Source organism: Lentzea jiangxiensis (genome assembly GCF_900104175.1).
In the GTDB taxonomy this organism is placed as follows: domain Bacteria; phylum Actinomycetota; class Actinomycetes; order Mycobacteriales; family Pseudonocardiaceae; genus Lentzea; species Lentzea jiangxiensis.
The window spans coordinates 723,281-738,159 of sequence record NZ_FNIX01000001.1 but is presented as its reverse complement, the minus strand read 5'-3'; the positions used below and the strand labels follow the sequence as shown (position 1 = coordinate 738,159).

Genomic DNA, 14,879 nt, shown 5'->3' with positions numbered 1-14,879 from the left:
CGGATGCGGTGTCGATGACCAGCATGTCGGCCGCCAGGCGGCCGCTACGATCGATTTGTGCGCGAACCACTGGAACGGGACTCCGAGATAGCGCACATCCGCGGAGCTCTGGACGCAGCCACCCGTGGTGAGGGTCGCGTCGTCGTCATCGAGGGCCGTGCGGGCATCGGCAAGACCAGGCTCGTGCGCGAGTGCCGTGAGCTGGCCAAGGAACGCGGTTTCGGGCGGCTCCAGGCCGTCGGCGACGCCCTGGAGAGCGCCATGGCGTGGGGCGTCGTCCGGCAGATGGTCGAGCGCTCGGTGTCGCGGTACTCCGGCGAGATCCGCGAGAAGATCCTGGCCGGGCCGTCCGGGGCCGCGCTGAAGGCGTTGGACGGCGCGGCGCTCGACCCGAGCGAGGCCGAGCTGGCCCGCACGCTGCACTCGCTGTGGTGGGTCGCGGTGGACCTCTCGTCCACCCGCCCGCTGCTGATCACCGTGGACGACGCGCACTGGGCGGACCACTCGTCGCTGCAGTTCCTCGTCTACCTGTCGCGGCGGATCGCGGACCTGCCGATCGCGCTGGTCGTCGCGACCAGGCCACCGGCGGACAACTCCGGGCCGCTCGCGCAGCTCAGCGTGTCCGCCGACCGGTTGCTGCCGCGTCCGCTCACCGCGGAGGCGATCGGCGCCCTGGTCGGCGGGCATCCCGAGGTCGTCAACGCCCTGCACGCGGCCACCGGCGGCAACCCGTTCCTGTCCGGTGTGCTCGTCGACGAGCTCGCGGCGCTCGGGCTGCCGCTGGACGAGGCGTCGACGGCGGAGAAGGTCGGCACGCTCGGGCCGAGCACGGTTTTCCGCGCCACTCTCGGCCGGCTGCCATCGCACGCCGTGGCCCTCGCCGGAGCGGTCGCGGTGCTCGGCACGCACGCGGATCCCTGGCAGGCGGCGGAACTGGCCGAGGTCGACGACCTCCCCGCCGCCGTCGAGGCTCTGGCCGCGGCGAACGTCCTGGTCACCGGCGAGCACCTGGAGTTCGTGCATCCCGTTGTGCGGGAAGCGGTTCTGTCCGGCCTGGGGCCGATCGCACGCGCCTCGCTGCATGCGCGCGCCGCGAAAGCCTTGTGGGAGGCGCACGCGACGGTCGATCGAGTGGCCGCGCATCTCGTGCACGCTCCTAAAGGGACACTGCCCAACGCAGCGGAAGTGTTGCGCAAAGCCGCTTCCACGCTGCTCTCGGGTGGTGACGCGCGCACGGCGGCGGCACATCTCGCGCGGGCGGTGGACGAGAAGCCCGACGACGCGGGGCTGCGCGCCGAGCTCGGCAGGGCGTTGCTGCGAACCGGCGACGCGGTGAACGCGCACCGGCACCTGAAGGCCGCGGCACAGGGACTTCCGGACGCGGAGCTGGTGGCCGCGGCGGCCTCGGCGACGGCGGCGCTGGAAGGCCCGGCGGCGGCGATCGCGGAACTGACGGAGGCCATCGCGGCCCGTCCGGACGGCGAGTCCCGGCTGCACCTCGAAGCACGGCTGGCGGTGTTCCGCTCGTTCCTGCCCGACCAGCGGCGAACGGCGTCGGCGCACCTCAGCGCGTACGCCGGTCTGGCCGGCAGCACTCCCGACGAACGCACGCTGCTCGGTCTCCTCGCGCAGATGGGCCGCTACGAGGTGTGGCCGCACGACGAGGTGGCCGCGACGGCGACGCGCGCGCTCGCGAACGGCGCGTACCTCGACGACGCGACGGGCAGCACGGACGCGATGGTCGCGTGGCTCGTGGCGTTGCTCGCGCTGATGGCCGCGGACGGCGTCGACATCGCACGGCACGAGATCGAGCGCGCACGGCTCAAGGTGCGCACGCACGGGTCGCCGATCGAGTTCGCGATGGTGACGAACGCGATGCTGTTCCTGAACTGGCGCTGCGGCGACATGCCGGCCGTCGAGGCCGGGGCCGAGAGCGCACTGGCCGCCGTCGCGCACGAGGACCCGGTGTCCGAGGTGATCAGCCTGCGGGCCACCTCGACGCACTTCGCGGTCTACGCGGCGCTCGAACGGGGTGACGTCGCGGCGGCGTCCGCGTTCGCCACGGCGTTCGACTCCGCCCATGCCGGCGCACGGCAGACGATGCCGATGATCTGGCTGCACGAGGTGCGCGCGTTGATCGCATTGGCGGAAGGCGACGCACGGCGCGCGCTGTTCGAGGCCTACCGCCAGCGCGACGCGATGCACCAGGTCCACGTGGACCCGCCGACGATCCCGTGGCGCGCTCCGGCGGCGCGGGCGGCGTTGCTGCTCGGCCAGCACGAGCTCGGCCTGGAGTTGGCCACCGAACAGCTGGAGATCGCACGCAGGTGGGGTGCGGCGACCGAGGTCGGGGCGGCGCTGCGGCTGCTCGCGCACGCCGATCCCCGGTCACGGCTGGAGCTGCTGACCGAGTCCGCGTCCGTGCTGGAGACCTCGCCCGCCCGGCTGGAGCTCGCCCGGTCGCTGGTCGACCTCGGCGAGGCTCTGCGGGTGGCGCGTCGCAGGTCGGACGCGCGCGAGCCGTTGCACAGGGCGATCGACCTGGCTGCCGCCTGCGGCTCGGCGGTGCAGCGGACGCGCGCGGTGGAGGCTCTGGAGGCGCTCGGTGACCGGCCGCGGCGGCAGGTCGTGCTCGGAGCGGAGGCGCTCACGGCGTCCGAACGGCGGGTGGCCGACCTCGCGGCGACGGGCCGGGCGAACAGGGAGATCGCGCAGGAGCTGTTCGTGACGCCGAAGACGGTCGAGAACCACCTCGGCCGGATCTACACGAAGCTCGGAATCGCAGGTCGCAGGGACCTCGCACGCGTCCTCGCCTGAGGCGGAGCGCCGTGGGGGGTGTCCCTGGTACACCCAGCTTCTCCGCCAAAGGGTTGAGGGTCGTCCCCCGAAATGATCCGCAACGCTCTCGTCGCCGCCGCCGTGCGTCGGAGCGGCCGAGCTCGTCGGCCCCGACTTCAACGTCAAGAAGTGCGGCGTGAGCGACGTGGACCAGCACCGCGCGGGCCTGGAGAAGAACGGCGACGAGCTGGGAGCTCACCGGCCCGCGCTACGTCAGCGGCACGACCCGTCAGATGGTCGAGGGCTTCAACTGGTTCGACATGGCCAAGTGATCGCCCGATCGGAACAGGGCCGCACCTCTTCAGGGGTGCGGCCCTTCGCCCTAGCCTGGGTGCATGGCCCTCCGCGATCGGGAACGAACCCGCCGCCGGTTGCTGGACGCCGCGTTCGTCGAGTTCGCCGCCTACGGGATCGCCGGCGCCCGGATGGAACGCATCGCCCGCATCGCCCACTGCTCCGCGGGTCTCGCCTACACCTACTACGGCGGCAAGGACGAGCTGTTCGACGCCGTGCAGTCGGAGGTGGCGGGCGCGGCGGCGGTGGAGTTCGACGCGGGAGACCTGCCGGGCTACGCGGGCCGGCTGTACGACCTGCAGCACCGGCACCCCGAGTTCGCGCGGCTCGCGACCTGGCAACGGCTGGAGCGGCGCGGGCCGGTGCGGCGGCTGGGGGACGTGGAGGCGGTCCGGGCGGCGCAGGAGTCCGGGGTGGTGTCGTCGCGGTTCTCCGCCGAGCAGGTGCTGCTGATGGTGCAGGCCGTTGCGTCGATGTGGTCCGGGGCTCCGGCCGGGGCCGATCACGTGGAGCGGCGGCGAACCGTGGTGGAGGCGGTTCGGCGGCTGGTGGAGCCGTAGGTCCGCCGCCGAAGCCTCGCGGACCGGCGCCGACGGCCCGAGTCTCCCCTCCCGCCGTGGCTAACCTGGCTGCATGCGTGTTCTCGTCGTCGCCGCACCCCTCCTGGGTCACGTCTTCCCGCTGATCCCCCTGGCCCTGGCCCTGCGCGAAGCCGGACACGACGTCGTGGTCGCCACCGGGGGCGAGGCGTTGCGGGTGCGCGACTCCGGCCTGCACGTCGAGGACGTCGTCCCGGGGAACGTGCGCTTCGGACCGATCGCGCTGCGCATCGTGCTCACGCACCCGGTGATGGCCAAGAGGGAGCTGGAGGGCAGCGGGCGGCTCGACTTCGTGTCGCGGATGTTCGGCACGGTCGGTGACGCGATGACGAAGCCGTTGCGGGCGCTCGCGGCGAGGTGGAAGCCGGATGTCGTGGTGCACGAGCCGCTGGCGGCGGCCGGGTCGGTGCTCGGGGTGCCGTCGGTCGTGCACGACGTGCCGGTGTTCGACGGGCTGGAGCTGACCAGGGCCGTGGGTGCGCGGATGAAGGCCGAGGTGCGTTCTCCCGCAACGGTTCTGCGGACCGCGCCGCCGTCGCTCGGCGAGTTCCCCGGTGGGGAGGCGATGCGGTTCGTCGCCTACAGCGGGGGCGGGGAGGTGCCGCGGTGGCTCGCGGAGCCGTCCGGGCGGCCGCGCGTCCTGGTCAGCCGGAGCACGGTGCCCGGTCCCGGCGCGGGGAAGATGACGGCGGCGGTGGTCAGGGCGGCCGGGCGGGTGGACGCCGAGTTCGTGCTCGTGCGTCCGGAACGGACCGACGGGCTGCCGGACAACGTCCGGGCGGTCGGGTGGGTGCCGATCCCGCGGGTGCTGCCGTTGTGCGACGGGATCGTCCACCACGGAGGCGCGGGGACGTTGCTCGGCGCGCTCGCGGCCGGGGTGCCGCAGCTCGTGGAGCCCGGACCCGGTGACCGGACCACGCACGCCGACGCGGTCACGCGGCGCGGGGCGGGGCTCAGGGCCGGGCCGCGGGACGTGACGCCGGAGCTGCTCACCCGGCTGATCGAGGACTCGAAGCTGCAGCGGGCCGCCGGTGAGGTGCGGGCGGAGATGGCGGCGATGCCGTCGCCCGCCGACGTGGCGGCGCGGTGGGAAAGTCTCGTGCGGGCTGAATGATTCGCGAAGATCGACCCCGCCGCAATAGGAGAGCACCTAATCTGGCCGGGTGCGCATTCTCTTCTCGAGCTTAGGCTCACACGGACACGTTTATCCGATACTCCCGCTCGCGATCGCCGCCCGCGAGCAGGGTCACGACGTCCTGTACGCCGTCGACTCGGGATTCCACGCGACTGCGGAAAAGCTCGGGTTCACCGTGGTCGACGCGGGCATCAGCATCTGGGACGCGTTCCGGCAGGCGAACGAGTTGCACGGCACGGCGTCGTTCCGGCGGGACATGCTGCGCCAGACGGCGTTCGACGCGTTCGGGTCCTTGCTGCCCAGGGCCTTCGTGAACGATCTGGAACCGGTGCTCGAGCGGGACAAGCCCGACCTGGTGGTCTTCGAGATCATCAACGCCGGCGCGGGGCTCGCCGCGATGCGCGCGGGCATTCCGGCGGTGTGCCACGGATTCGGCAAGATGGACGAGTCGCTGGTCCCAGAGGCGATGAGCGACCTCTTCCTGGAGTACGTCGCCGAACTCGGCATCACCCTCCCGAATGGGCAGCATTACGGTCTCGGATCACCTTATCTGGACGTCTTCCCGCCGTCTTTGCAGGACGTGGAGTTCCTTTCGGACGTGCATCGAATTCCGATGCGTCCGGTTCCGTTCGCCGAGCCGGGCGAATTGCCCGGATGGGTGGTCGAGCACCGAAGGCCCCTGGTCTACCTGACGTTCGGCACCGCGTTCTCGAACGCCGAAGTGCTGAGGACCGCCGTCGCCGGGCTGTCCGGGGTGGACGCCGAGGTGATCGTCGCGACGGGACCGCAGGTCGACCCGTCCGCGCTGACCGGCGTGCCCGGCAACGTGCACGTGCTGCCGTGGGTGCCCCAGGCGGATCTGCTCGCGCACGCGGATCTCGTCGCGCACCACGGCGGTGCCGGCACCACGGTCGCCGCGATGACCCACGGTCTGCCGCAGCTCGTGCTGCCGCAGGGCGCGGACCAGTTCCGCAACGCGGAGATCGTCGCGAACACCGGCCTGGGTGCTCAGCTCGTCGGGGAGGACTTCACCGCCGACGCGGTGCGCGAGACCGTCGGCAGGCTGCTCGGCGACACCGGCGTGCGGGCAGCGACCGCGCGCATCGCCGCGGAGATCGCCGCCATGCCCCACCCGGACGAGGTCGTGCCGAAGCTCGTGGAGCTCGCCGGCTGAGGACGTGCGGACCGGTGCCTACTCGCTGGGCACCGGTTTCAGCGCTGCCAGCGCCTCCTCGACCGTGTCGTGCAGCACGAGGACGTCGGCCACGCCCGTGACCTGCAACGGCCTGCGGACGGCTCGCTGCGGCGCGACCACGCGCAGGTCCTTGCCGTGTTCGTCGGCCAGCTCGTGGGCCGAGATCAGCGTGGAGATGCCGGTCGAGCCGAAGAAGCTGACCAGCGTCAAGTCGGCGACCACGGCCGGGCCGGTCGACTCGCACCCCTGGCGCAGCGCGTCGAGCACGTCGTCCGCGGTGTCGACGTCGATCTCACCCTCCACCGCGACGACCGCCACTCCGGCGACCTCCGCGACGTGCACGGTGAGCAGCGGTGTTTCCTGGAACTGATCTTCGTTCACCAGCACTCCCCGGTGGCCGAAGCGCACGAGACTCGGACTCCGAGCACCCTGCTGAACCCGGCTACATCTCCGACGTTACGGCCGTTGCTTCCCCTTCACAACATATTGCACGCCCAGCGGCCGGACAGCGGCTGGGCGTGCACGCTCCGCGAGCAGCACGGTCTCCGTCGTGGTCCCCCACGGGACCGCCCCTTCAGTCCACGGCGTACCGGAAGTTCCGCGACTTGCCGAGCACGAACGGCCGCACCACGTCGAACACCTCCTCGTGCTGCTCCCCGACGCCGAGCCGGGGTGAGACCAGCTTGACCAGGTGGCTCGCTCCGCCGCTCAGGGCACCGCCGAGGGGCAGGACGCCGAGGAAGATCTCGGCGCTGGAGCTCGCGGCCGCTTCCCGCAGGCGTTGCAGCGCCTCCAGCGGGAGCTCGCCGAGCAGGACGTTGTCACCCTGGTAGGTGTGCGGCGGCAACGGCCTGCCGACGGCCCGGGCGAACGGTTTCAAGCCGAACTCCTCCTTCAGCGGCGGTGCGACCCGGAGGTGGCCGACGTCGAACGGGCGGGTGCTCGCGAACGTCACCCGGGCGACGTCGCCGAGGGTGGTGAGCGCGGGCGTGACGTGGTCCGGCAGGTCCCACGCGTGGAACGCCTCGAAGACGGCCTCCGCGTGTTCCGCGGCGAAGAACATCTCGCCGGCGTGGACCTCGCTGATCGGCAGGAGCTCGAACTCCAGCGCGGTGACCACGTCCCCGGCCTGCTCCGTGGTGCGGACGCGCTCGCTCGCGAAGCCGAACTCCCTGGCCAGCACGCTGAACCCGCCTCCGAGGGTGTAGCCGACGACGCCGACGTCACCCGCGTCGCCGCTCAGCGGAGCCAGTCCGTGCGGTGCCGCCCGCTCGAGGACCTGCTGCCACACCGCACCCGCCTCGGCCCTGGCCGTGCGGGTCCTCGGGTCGACCTCGACGGCGTTCATCCGCCTGGTCGAGATGAGGACGCCGGTGGTCGGCGTGGTCAGGCCGTGGCCGGTGGCCTGGACCGCGTGCTCCAAGCCGTGGGCGTCGGCGTACCGGAGGGCTTCTTCGACGTCCCGCGCGTTCTCGACGGCGAAGACCACCTGCGGCTCGTGGCGGAGCCCCGTCTGGAAGCCGCTGCGTTCGTCGTCGTAGCCGGGATCGCCGGGGTGGAGGATTCGCATGCTTCCAGCCTCGTCGAGCTGGGATTATAAGTCCAAGAGCTGGTTGTGCTCATCCTTATAATCGTTCGTTATGGAGCTTCGGCAGCTGGAGTACTTCGTCGCGGTCGCGGAGGAGGGCTCGTTCACGCGCGCGGCGGAACGCGTGCACGTGGCGCAGCCCGGTGTCAGCGCGCAGGTCCGGCGGCTGGAGCGCGAGCTCGGGCACGACCTGCTGGACCGGTCGGGACGCGCGGTGACGCTGACCGACGTCGGCGCGGCGGTGCTGCCGTGGGCACGGGCGGCCCTGGGGTCGGTGGAGTCGGCCCGGCGGACCGTGGAGGAGATGGCCGGGCTGGTGCGCGGCGCCGTGCGCATCGGGATGGTCGTGTCCTGCGGGATCCCGGACCTCCCCGAGCTGCTGTCCGCGTTCCACTCCTCGTTCCCCGGCGTCGAGATCACGCTGGCGGAGGCCAACTCCGACTCGCTCATCGCGTCTCTTGTGGACGGACAGCTCGACTTCGCGCTGATCGGTTACGCCGGCGGGGCACCGGAGGGGCTGTCGGTGCGGGTGCTCGCCGACGAACCGCTCGTGGCCGCGGTCGCCGAGTCGGATCCCTGGTGCAGCAGGGAGTCCGTCACCGTGGCGGAACTGCTGGAGCGCGGGCTGATCAGCCTGCCACCGGGCACGGGCCTGCGCGGGGCGTTGGACGAGGCGTGCGGGTCGCGGCGGCCGCGCATCGCGTTCGAGGCGTCCGCCCCGCCGATGGTGATCACGCTGGCGCGGCGCGGGCTCGGGCCGGCGGTCCTGGCGTCGTCGATGGCCGGGGACCTCCACGCGGTCCGGATCACCGATCCCGTGCCGCACAGCAGGCTCGCGTTCGCCTGGCGCGCGGAGGGTCCGCACAGCCCGGCCGCGCGGGCGTTGATCGGGCTCGCGGAAAACCGGGTGACAGCCGGCTGACCGCCCTGTCACCATCACCGCATGTTCCTGACGGCTGAGCGCAACACGCACGCGGGTGTTCCCGCGGGCGCGCTCGCCGCCGCCCCGGCTCAGCTGGCCGGCGCCCGACCCTGACCCTTCTCCAGTCCATCCTTCAGGACCACTGGAGGAGGGTTGTGGCGGTCCGCGGTTCTGAACCCCCAGCTGTTACGTCGAGGACAGGGACATGAAGCAAGAGTTCGTGCGCGCCAAGCCGCACCTCAACATCGGCACCATGGGTCACGTCGACCACGGCAAGACCACGCTCACCGCGGCCATCACCAAAGTTCTGTCCGAAATGGACCCTTCGGGCACGACCTTCACGGCGTTCGACCGCATCGACCGCGCGCCGGAGGAGCTGGCCCGCGGCATCACGATCAACATCGCGCACGTCGAGTACGAGACGCCCACGCGTCACTACGCGCACGTCGACATGCCCGGCCACGCCGACTACGTGAAGAACATGATCACGGGCGCGGCGCAGCTGGACGGCGCGATCCTCGTGGTGTCCGCGGAGGACGGCACGATGCCGCAGACGCGGGAGCACGTCGTGCTCGCGCACCGCGTCGGCGTGCCGCACGTGGTGGTGGCGCTCAACAAGGCCGACGCGGTGAGCGACCCGGAGCTGCTCGACCTGGTGGAGCTGGAAGTGCGCGACCTGCTCTCCCAGTACGGCTTCGACGGCGACGCCACGCCGGTGGTGCGGGTGTCCGGCCTGCGGGCGCTGCAGGGCGACCCGGTGTGGGTGCGGTCGGTGGTCGACCTGCTCGACGCCGTCGACGCGCACGTGCCGGAGCCCGTCCGCGACCTGACCGGCGCGTTCCTGATGCCGGTCGAGAACGTCATGACCATCACCGGTCGCGGCACCGTCGTCACCGGAGCGGTGGAGCGCGGCGTGCTCGGCATCGGTGACGCGGTCGAGGTCGTCGGCCTCGGCGCGGCGGTGACCTCGGTCGCCACCGGCATCGAGACGTTCGGCAAGCCGATGCGGCAGGCGCAGGCGGGGGACAACGCCGCGGTCCTGCTGCGCGGCGTGAAGCGCGGCGAGGTCCGGCGCGGCCAGGTGCTGGCCCTGCCGGGCAGCGTCGCACCGCACACCCGGTTCCGCGCGACGGTGTACCTGCTCTCGCACGCCGAGGGCGGCCGGCACACCGGCATCGCGTCGAACTACCGCCCGCAGTTCCACTTCCGCACCGGCGACGTCGTCGGCGTGGTGGAGCTCGACAGGACGCCGGCCATGCCGGGTGACACCGTCGAGGTCACGGTGGAGCTGGGCAAGGCGGTGGCCATGGACACCGGGCTCGGCTTCGCGATCCGCGAGGGCGGCAAGACCGTGGGAGCGGGCACGGTCGGCGAGATCCTCGCGTAGGGCGGTGGCGACGACCCGAGAAGGTGGTCGCGCTGCCTGGGGAGCGCGGCGGGACGTGGTGTCCCGCCGCGTTTTTCAGGCTGTGCTCGCGCAGGAAGCTCCTCATAGGACCGGTCGCCCTGCGCGCGCACTTCTAAGCGTCGAGCAGCGGCACGACTTCCTTCGCCCAGAACTCGAAGAACTCCTGCTGGTTCTTGCCGATCTGCTGCACGTAGACCTCGTCGAAGCCGGCCTCCGCGAACTCCCTGATCTTCTCCGCGTACTGCTCGGGGTCGGGCCCGCACGGCATCGACGACCGGATCATCTCCGGCGTCACGAGCTGGGAGGCCTGCTCGAAGTGCTTGGGCGAGGGCAGTACCTGCGCCAGCTCGCCCGGCAGGCCGTCGTTGGGCCACAGGCGGTGCGCCGTGGAGACGGCCTCGTCCTCGGTCCTGGCGTAGCAGACCTTGAGGCCGCTCTGCGCCGGTCCGCGGCCGCCCTCGGCGCGGTACTTCTCCACGAGCTCACCGGTCGGGCCGACGCTGATGTAGCCGTCGGCGGTGCGGGCGGCGAGCTTGACGGCCTTGGGGCCGAACGCCGAGACGTAGATCGGCACCGGGCGTTCGGGAAGGGTGTAGATGCGGGCGTTCTCGACGGTGTAGTGCTTGCCGTGGTGGGTGACCTCGTCGCCCTGGTGCAGCGCGCGGATGACGTCGATCGCCTCCTCCAGCATCTCCAGCCGCACGTCGGCGGAGGGCCAGCGGTCGCCGAGCACGTGCTCGTTCAGCGCCTCGCCGCTGCCGACGCCCAGGACGAACCTGCCCTCGGTCTGGACGGCCGCGGTGGCCGCCGCCTGCGCGATGACGGCCGGGTGGATGCGGATCGTCGGGCACGTCACGGCCGTGGTGATCGGCAGCGTCACGGCCTCCGAGAGAGCGCCGATGGTGCCCCACACGAACGGCGACTCGCCCTGCTCGTCGTTCCACGGGTGGTAGTGGTCGGAGATCCACAACGACTCGAACCCGTGGTCCTGAGCCATCTTCGCGTGCCGGACGTGCTCGCGCGGTCCGTGCTCTTCCGAGGAAATGAAATAGCCCAGTTTCACGGCAGCAACTCCTGGATCTTGGTGTGCAGTCCGCGGCGCAGGACGCCCCACGCGTCGGGGTCGCCGCGCAGCACCGCTTCGGTCATGTCCTTGATCTGGTCGAACGTCGCGTGCGGCGGGATCGGCGGCACGTCGGGGTCGCAGCGCACGTCGAGGACGGTCGAGCCCTCGAACGCGAGCGCCGTCTCCCAGGCGGCACCGAGCTGCTCGGGGTCGTCGACCTCGATGCCCTGCAGCCCGATCGACCGCGCATAGGAGGCGTACGAGACGTCCGGGAGCGACTGCGACTGCTCGAACTTGGGCGCACCGCCCATCGCGCGCAGCTCCCACGTGACCTGGTTGAGGTCGTTGTTGTGGAACACGCACACGACGCACCGGATGCCGTAGCGCCGCAGGGTCAGCAACTCCGCCATGCCGTTCATCTGCATGGCGCCGTCGCCGACCAGTGCGATCAACGGCCTGTTCGGCTGGGCGAAAGCGGCGCCCAGCGCGTACGGGACGGCACAGCCCATCGTCGCGAGCGTGCCGGACAACGACGACCGCACGTTGCCGCGCACCCGCAGCAGCCGGGCGTACCAGTTCGTCGCGGAACCCGAGTCGGCGGTGACGATCGCGTTGTGCGGCAGGCGCCGGGACAGCTCGGAGACGATCCTCATCGGGTTGACCGGGTCGGCGGGCACCTGCGCCTGCCGTTCCACGACCTCCCACCAGCGCTCGACGTCGGCCTCGATCTTCGTCCGCCACGAGCGGTCTTCCTTGCGCCGCAGCAGCGGGATCAGCGCGCGCAACGTCGCTTTGGCGTCGCCGACGAGGGTGACCTCGGTCGGGTGGCGCATGCCGATCGCGCGGCCGTCGAGGTCGATCTGCACGCCTCGTGCCGCACCGGGCTTCGGCAGGTACTGCGAGTAGGGGAAGTTCGAACCGATGATCAGCAACCGGTCGCAGTCGCGCATCATCTCGTACGAGGGGCGCGTGCCGAGCAACCCGATCGACCCCGTCACGTACGGCAGGTCGTCGGGCAGGACGTCCTTGCCCAGCAACGCCTTCGCGATGCCGGCACCGAGCAGGTCCGCGGTCGCGCGCACCTCGTCGGCGGCGCCGCGGGCGCCTTGGCCGACCAGGACCGCGACCTTCTCGCCGGAGTTCAGCACCTCGGCCGCGCGCTCGACCTCGTCTTGCGCGGGCGTGACGACCGAGGACGGACGGGACGGCGGGCTCGACGGGATGTGCTTGAACTCGTGCTCCGGGGCGGCGTACTCCTGCTCCTGCACGTCGTTCGGGATGATCACCACGGCCGGCGCGCGGTCGGCCCGGGCCGTGCGCATCGCCCGGTCCAGCGCGTTCGGCAGCTGCTCCGGCACCGTGACGTCGACCAGGAACGAGGCGACGTCGCGGAACAGCGAGTGCAGGTCGACCTCCTGCTGGAAGCTGCCTCCCTGCGCGGTGCGGGCGGTCTGACCGACGATCGCGACGACCGGCACGTGGTCGAGCTTCGCGTCGTAGAGGCCGTTGAGCAGGTGGATCGCGCCGGGGCCGGAGGTGGCGAGGCAGACGCCGACCTGGTCGCTGAACTTCGCGAAACCGACGGCCGCGAGCGCGGCCATCTCCTCGTGCCGGGTCTGGACGAACTTCGGGTCGTCGTCCGCCTTGCCGAACGCCGCGACGATCCCGTTGATGCCGTCGCCGGGATAGGCGAACACCTGCGCGACTCCCCAGTCGCGCAGGCGCTGCACCACGAAGTCCCCGACGGTCGTCGTCACGAGTGCCCCTCCAGCACGTAGACCGTGTAGGCGGAGCGGATGATGGGCTGCGCGACGTTCCGGACGCGCACACCACCCGGTGTCATGCCGTGCTCGGTGCCGAAGTGCGCGTGGCCGTGCACGGCGAGGTGCGTGCCTGTGGCGTCGATCGCCTCGCCGAGCAGGTACGAGCCGAGGAACGGGTAGATCTCCGGCGGCTCACCGCGCAGGGTGTCCGGCACCGGCGCGTAGTGCGTCAGCGCGACCTTGATGTCGGTGTCCAGTTCGGACAGCGCGCCCTCCAGGTTCTTCGCGATGTCGCAGGTGTGCTGGACGAACGCCTTCATCTCGCGCTCGCCGAAGGCGCTGCCGCACTTGCCCGCGAAACCGCCGCCGAACCCCTTCACCCCCGCGATGCCGATGGAGCAGCCGTTCACCCGGTGGGTGAACGTCGTGCCCTCCAGCACGTGGACACCCTTGTCCTGCAACGTCTTGGTGACTTCGAGGGGCTTGTCGTCGTGGTGGTCGTGGTTGCCCAGCACCGCGACGACCGGCACGGGGAGGTCCGCGAACTCGTCCGCGACGACCTCGGCCTCGACGACCGTGCCGTGCCGGGTGAGGTCTCCTGCCAGCAGGAGGACGTCGGCGTGCTCGCCGACCTTCTCGAGGGCGGGGCGGAGGTGTCCGCGCATGTCCTCGCCGAGGTGGATGTCCCCGACCGCAGCGACTCGGATCATCGCAGGTCCTCCTCACCCTCCGGTTCGCCCGCAGGTGTCACGCGCACGTCGTTGAGGATCTTCAGCTCGGGGGCGGCCTCGTGCAGGACCTCCTCGAGCGCGGCGCGGCGGTCCGCGCAGGCGACGTCCCCGGAGAGCATCACGTTGTCGCCGCGCACGGTGACGCGCACGCCGAGCTCCGCCGTCCGCGGGTCCTCGGCGACCGCCCTACGCAGATTTGCCGCCAGGTACTGCTCGGAACTCATGGTCCCTCCCGATGATGTCCAGGCGTTCGATGAGCACCAGGAACGCTTCGGCGTACGGGGAGTGCTTGGTCTCCTCGCGCACCCGGTCCCAGTCGATCTGTTCTCGCAGCGCCCGCGCGAACGGCAGCAGCTCGCTGAAGTCGCAGCGGTGGCCGTCCAGCACGAGCAGCTTGCTGCTCAGCACGAACGTCGCCGGCATGACCGGCAGCATCACCGAACCGACCGGCATCTCCTCGGCCATCGCGAGGATCTCGTCGGTCACCGGGCGTTCGTTCGGGCGGAAGAGCAGGTCCACGAGCGAGTCGCCGTCGTAGACCTTCAGCAACCAGTCCTCCGGCGGTTCCGCGCCGCGCAGGCCCGCCTCCACCAGCACCCGCACGGCCTCGTTGACGTCCTCTTCCCTCACCAGGAGGTCGACGTCGTGCTCGCTCACCGGCCCTCCTCGCGCATAACCGGCGCAACCACCGGTCAGCGCGAACGGGATCTCCGCCCCACGTAAGACCTTGGCAACTTTGGTCAAGGTCATCAGCAACTCGGCCTGCACGTCGCTCATGCGCTCCGGGTTACCCGGCTGATCGCGACGTCAACCTCGGTCACCGGCAAGGCGTGCGTGCGTTTCGGTGTCGTAGCGGACGCCGTCGTACAGCAGCCGCCCCCGTTCGACGCCTTCGACGAGGAAACCCGCCCCGAGCGCGACGCGGCAGGAGGCGGGGTTGTCCACGCGGTGGGCGAGCTCCAAGCGGAACAGGCCGAGCTCGGTGAAGGCGAACTCGCTGAGCGCGCGGCAGGCGGCGGTGGCGAGGCCCTTGCCTCGCGCTTCCTCCCGCATCCAGTACGAGACCCACCCGGTCAGGTGCCGGCGCTCGACGCTCGACACGGCCACGTTGCCGACGGGCACACCCTCGTGCAGCACGGCGAACGAGTAGGCCATGTCCTCGTTCCGGCGCGCCTGCGCCAGGGCGATCCACTCCTGGGCGGCGGGCAGGGAGTCGACCGGGAAGGTGAACTGGCGGTCCATCAGCGGTTCGCCGGCCGCGGCCAGCACGACCGGCGCGTCGTCGGGGGTCCAGGGCCGCAGCAGGCTGTTCACCCGTCCACCTTCCGAATCCAGGCGTC

14 protein-coding genes are annotated in these 14,879 nt (G+C 71.4%); 6 read left to right on the top strand and 8 right to left on the bottom strand.

The window, feature by feature from the left end:
- Positions 1 to 57 precede the first annotated feature (57 nt).
- The 4 genes from BLQ91_RS03710 (at position 58) to BLQ91_RS03695 (ending at position 6,040) form a co-directional block, all read left to right on the top strand.
- Positions 58 to 2,817, top strand: coding sequence for a helix-turn-helix transcriptional regulator (locus BLQ91_RS03710; RefSeq protein WP_090095129.1), 2,760 nt, complete (start codon positions 58 to 60; stop codon positions 2,815 to 2,817).
- Positions 2,818 to 3,173: 356 nt separating this feature from the next.
- Positions 3,174 to 3,692: a TetR/AcrR family transcriptional regulator gene (locus BLQ91_RS03705; protein WP_090095127.1), complete on the top strand. Its 519-nt coding sequence runs from the start codon at positions 3,174 to 3,176 to the stop codon at positions 3,690 to 3,692.
- Between the two features lie 73 nt (positions 3,693 to 3,765).
- The gene (locus BLQ91_RS03700; protein WP_090095125.1) at positions 3,766 to 4,845 is read left to right on the top strand and encodes a nucleotide disphospho-sugar-binding domain-containing protein; all 1,080 of its coding nucleotides are present in this window, start codon (positions 3,766 to 3,768) and stop codon (positions 4,843 to 4,845) included.
- 49 nt (positions 4,846 to 4,894) lie between these two features.
- Positions 4,895 to 6,040 (top strand): glycosyltransferase, encoded by a 1,146-nt coding sequence (locus BLQ91_RS03695; RefSeq protein WP_090095124.1) that lies wholly within the window; start codon positions 4,895 to 4,897, stop codon positions 6,038 to 6,040.
- 18 nt (positions 6,041 to 6,058) lie between these two features.
- Here the strand turns inward: BLQ91_RS03695 and BLQ91_RS03690 are convergent, their stop codons facing one another.
- Both BLQ91_RS03690 and BLQ91_RS03685 read right to left on the bottom strand, forming a co-directional pair.
- On the bottom strand, positions 6,059 to 6,442 hold the full coding sequence (locus tag BLQ91_RS03690) for an STAS domain-containing protein (protein WP_176959551.1): 384 nt from the start codon (positions 6,440 to 6,442) through the stop codon (positions 6,059 to 6,061).
- 193 nt (positions 6,443 to 6,635) lie between these two features.
- Positions 6,636 to 7,631: an FAD-binding oxidoreductase gene (locus tag BLQ91_RS03685; protein WP_090095120.1), complete on the bottom strand. Its 996-nt coding sequence runs from the start codon at positions 7,629 to 7,631 to the stop codon at positions 6,636 to 6,638.
- 70 nt (positions 7,632 to 7,701) lie between these two features.
- Here BLQ91_RS03685 and BLQ91_RS03680 point away from each other — a divergent pair, with 70 nt between their 5' ends.
- Entirely contained in the window at positions 7,702 to 8,571 is an 870-nt protein-coding gene (locus BLQ91_RS03680; RefSeq protein WP_090095119.1) for a LysR family transcriptional regulator, read from the top strand.
- Between the two features lie 205 nt (positions 8,572 to 8,776).
- A complete protein-coding gene (gene tuf / locus BLQ91_RS03675; RefSeq protein WP_090095117.1) occupies positions 8,777 to 9,958 on the top strand; it encodes an elongation factor Tu in 1,182 nt (393 codons plus the stop codon).
- 133 nt (positions 9,959 to 10,091) lie between these two features.
- On the opposite strand, the gene BLQ91_RS03670 is transcribed toward tuf, so the two are convergent.
- From BLQ91_RS03670 to BLQ91_RS03645, 6 genes are read right to left on the bottom strand one after another with little or no spacing between them, the layout of a single operon-like run.
- Positions 10,092 to 11,042, bottom strand: a complete 951-nt coding sequence (locus BLQ91_RS03670; RefSeq protein WP_090095115.1) for a TIGR03557 family F420-dependent LLM class oxidoreductase — start codon at positions 11,040 to 11,042, stop codon at positions 10,092 to 10,094.
- Positions 11,039 to 12,802 carry a thiamine pyrophosphate-requiring protein gene (locus BLQ91_RS03665; RefSeq protein ID WP_090095113.1) on the bottom strand — a complete coding sequence of 588 codons (1,764 nt, stop codon included), beginning with the start codon at positions 12,800 to 12,802 and terminating at the stop codon, positions 11,039 to 11,041. The genes BLQ91_RS03670 and BLQ91_RS03665 overlap by 4 nt, the downstream gene beginning before the upstream one ends.
- Positions 12,799 to 13,518 (bottom strand): metallophosphoesterase family protein, encoded by a 720-nt coding sequence (locus BLQ91_RS03660; protein WP_176959550.1) that lies wholly within the window; start codon positions 13,516 to 13,518, stop codon positions 12,799 to 12,801. Before BLQ91_RS03660 ends, BLQ91_RS03665 begins: the two co-directional genes overlap by 4 nt.
- Complete coding sequence (locus BLQ91_RS03655) at positions 13,515 to 13,763, bottom strand: BON domain-containing protein (protein WP_089921671.1); 249 nt, start codon at positions 13,761 to 13,763, stop codon at positions 13,515 to 13,517. The genes BLQ91_RS03660 and BLQ91_RS03655 overlap by 4 nt, the downstream gene beginning before the upstream one ends.
- Complete coding sequence (locus BLQ91_RS03650; RefSeq protein WP_090095111.1) at positions 13,726 to 14,316, bottom strand: nucleotidyltransferase family protein; 591 nt, start codon at positions 14,314 to 14,316, stop codon at positions 13,726 to 13,728. Before BLQ91_RS03650 ends, BLQ91_RS03655 begins: the two co-directional genes overlap by 38 nt.
- Positions 14,317 to 14,346: 30 nt before the next feature.
- Complete coding sequence (locus BLQ91_RS03645) at positions 14,347 to 14,853, bottom strand: GNAT family N-acetyltransferase (protein ID WP_218130145.1); 507 nt, start codon at positions 14,851 to 14,853, stop codon at positions 14,347 to 14,349.
- Positions 14,854 to 14,879 lie beyond the last annotated feature (26 nt).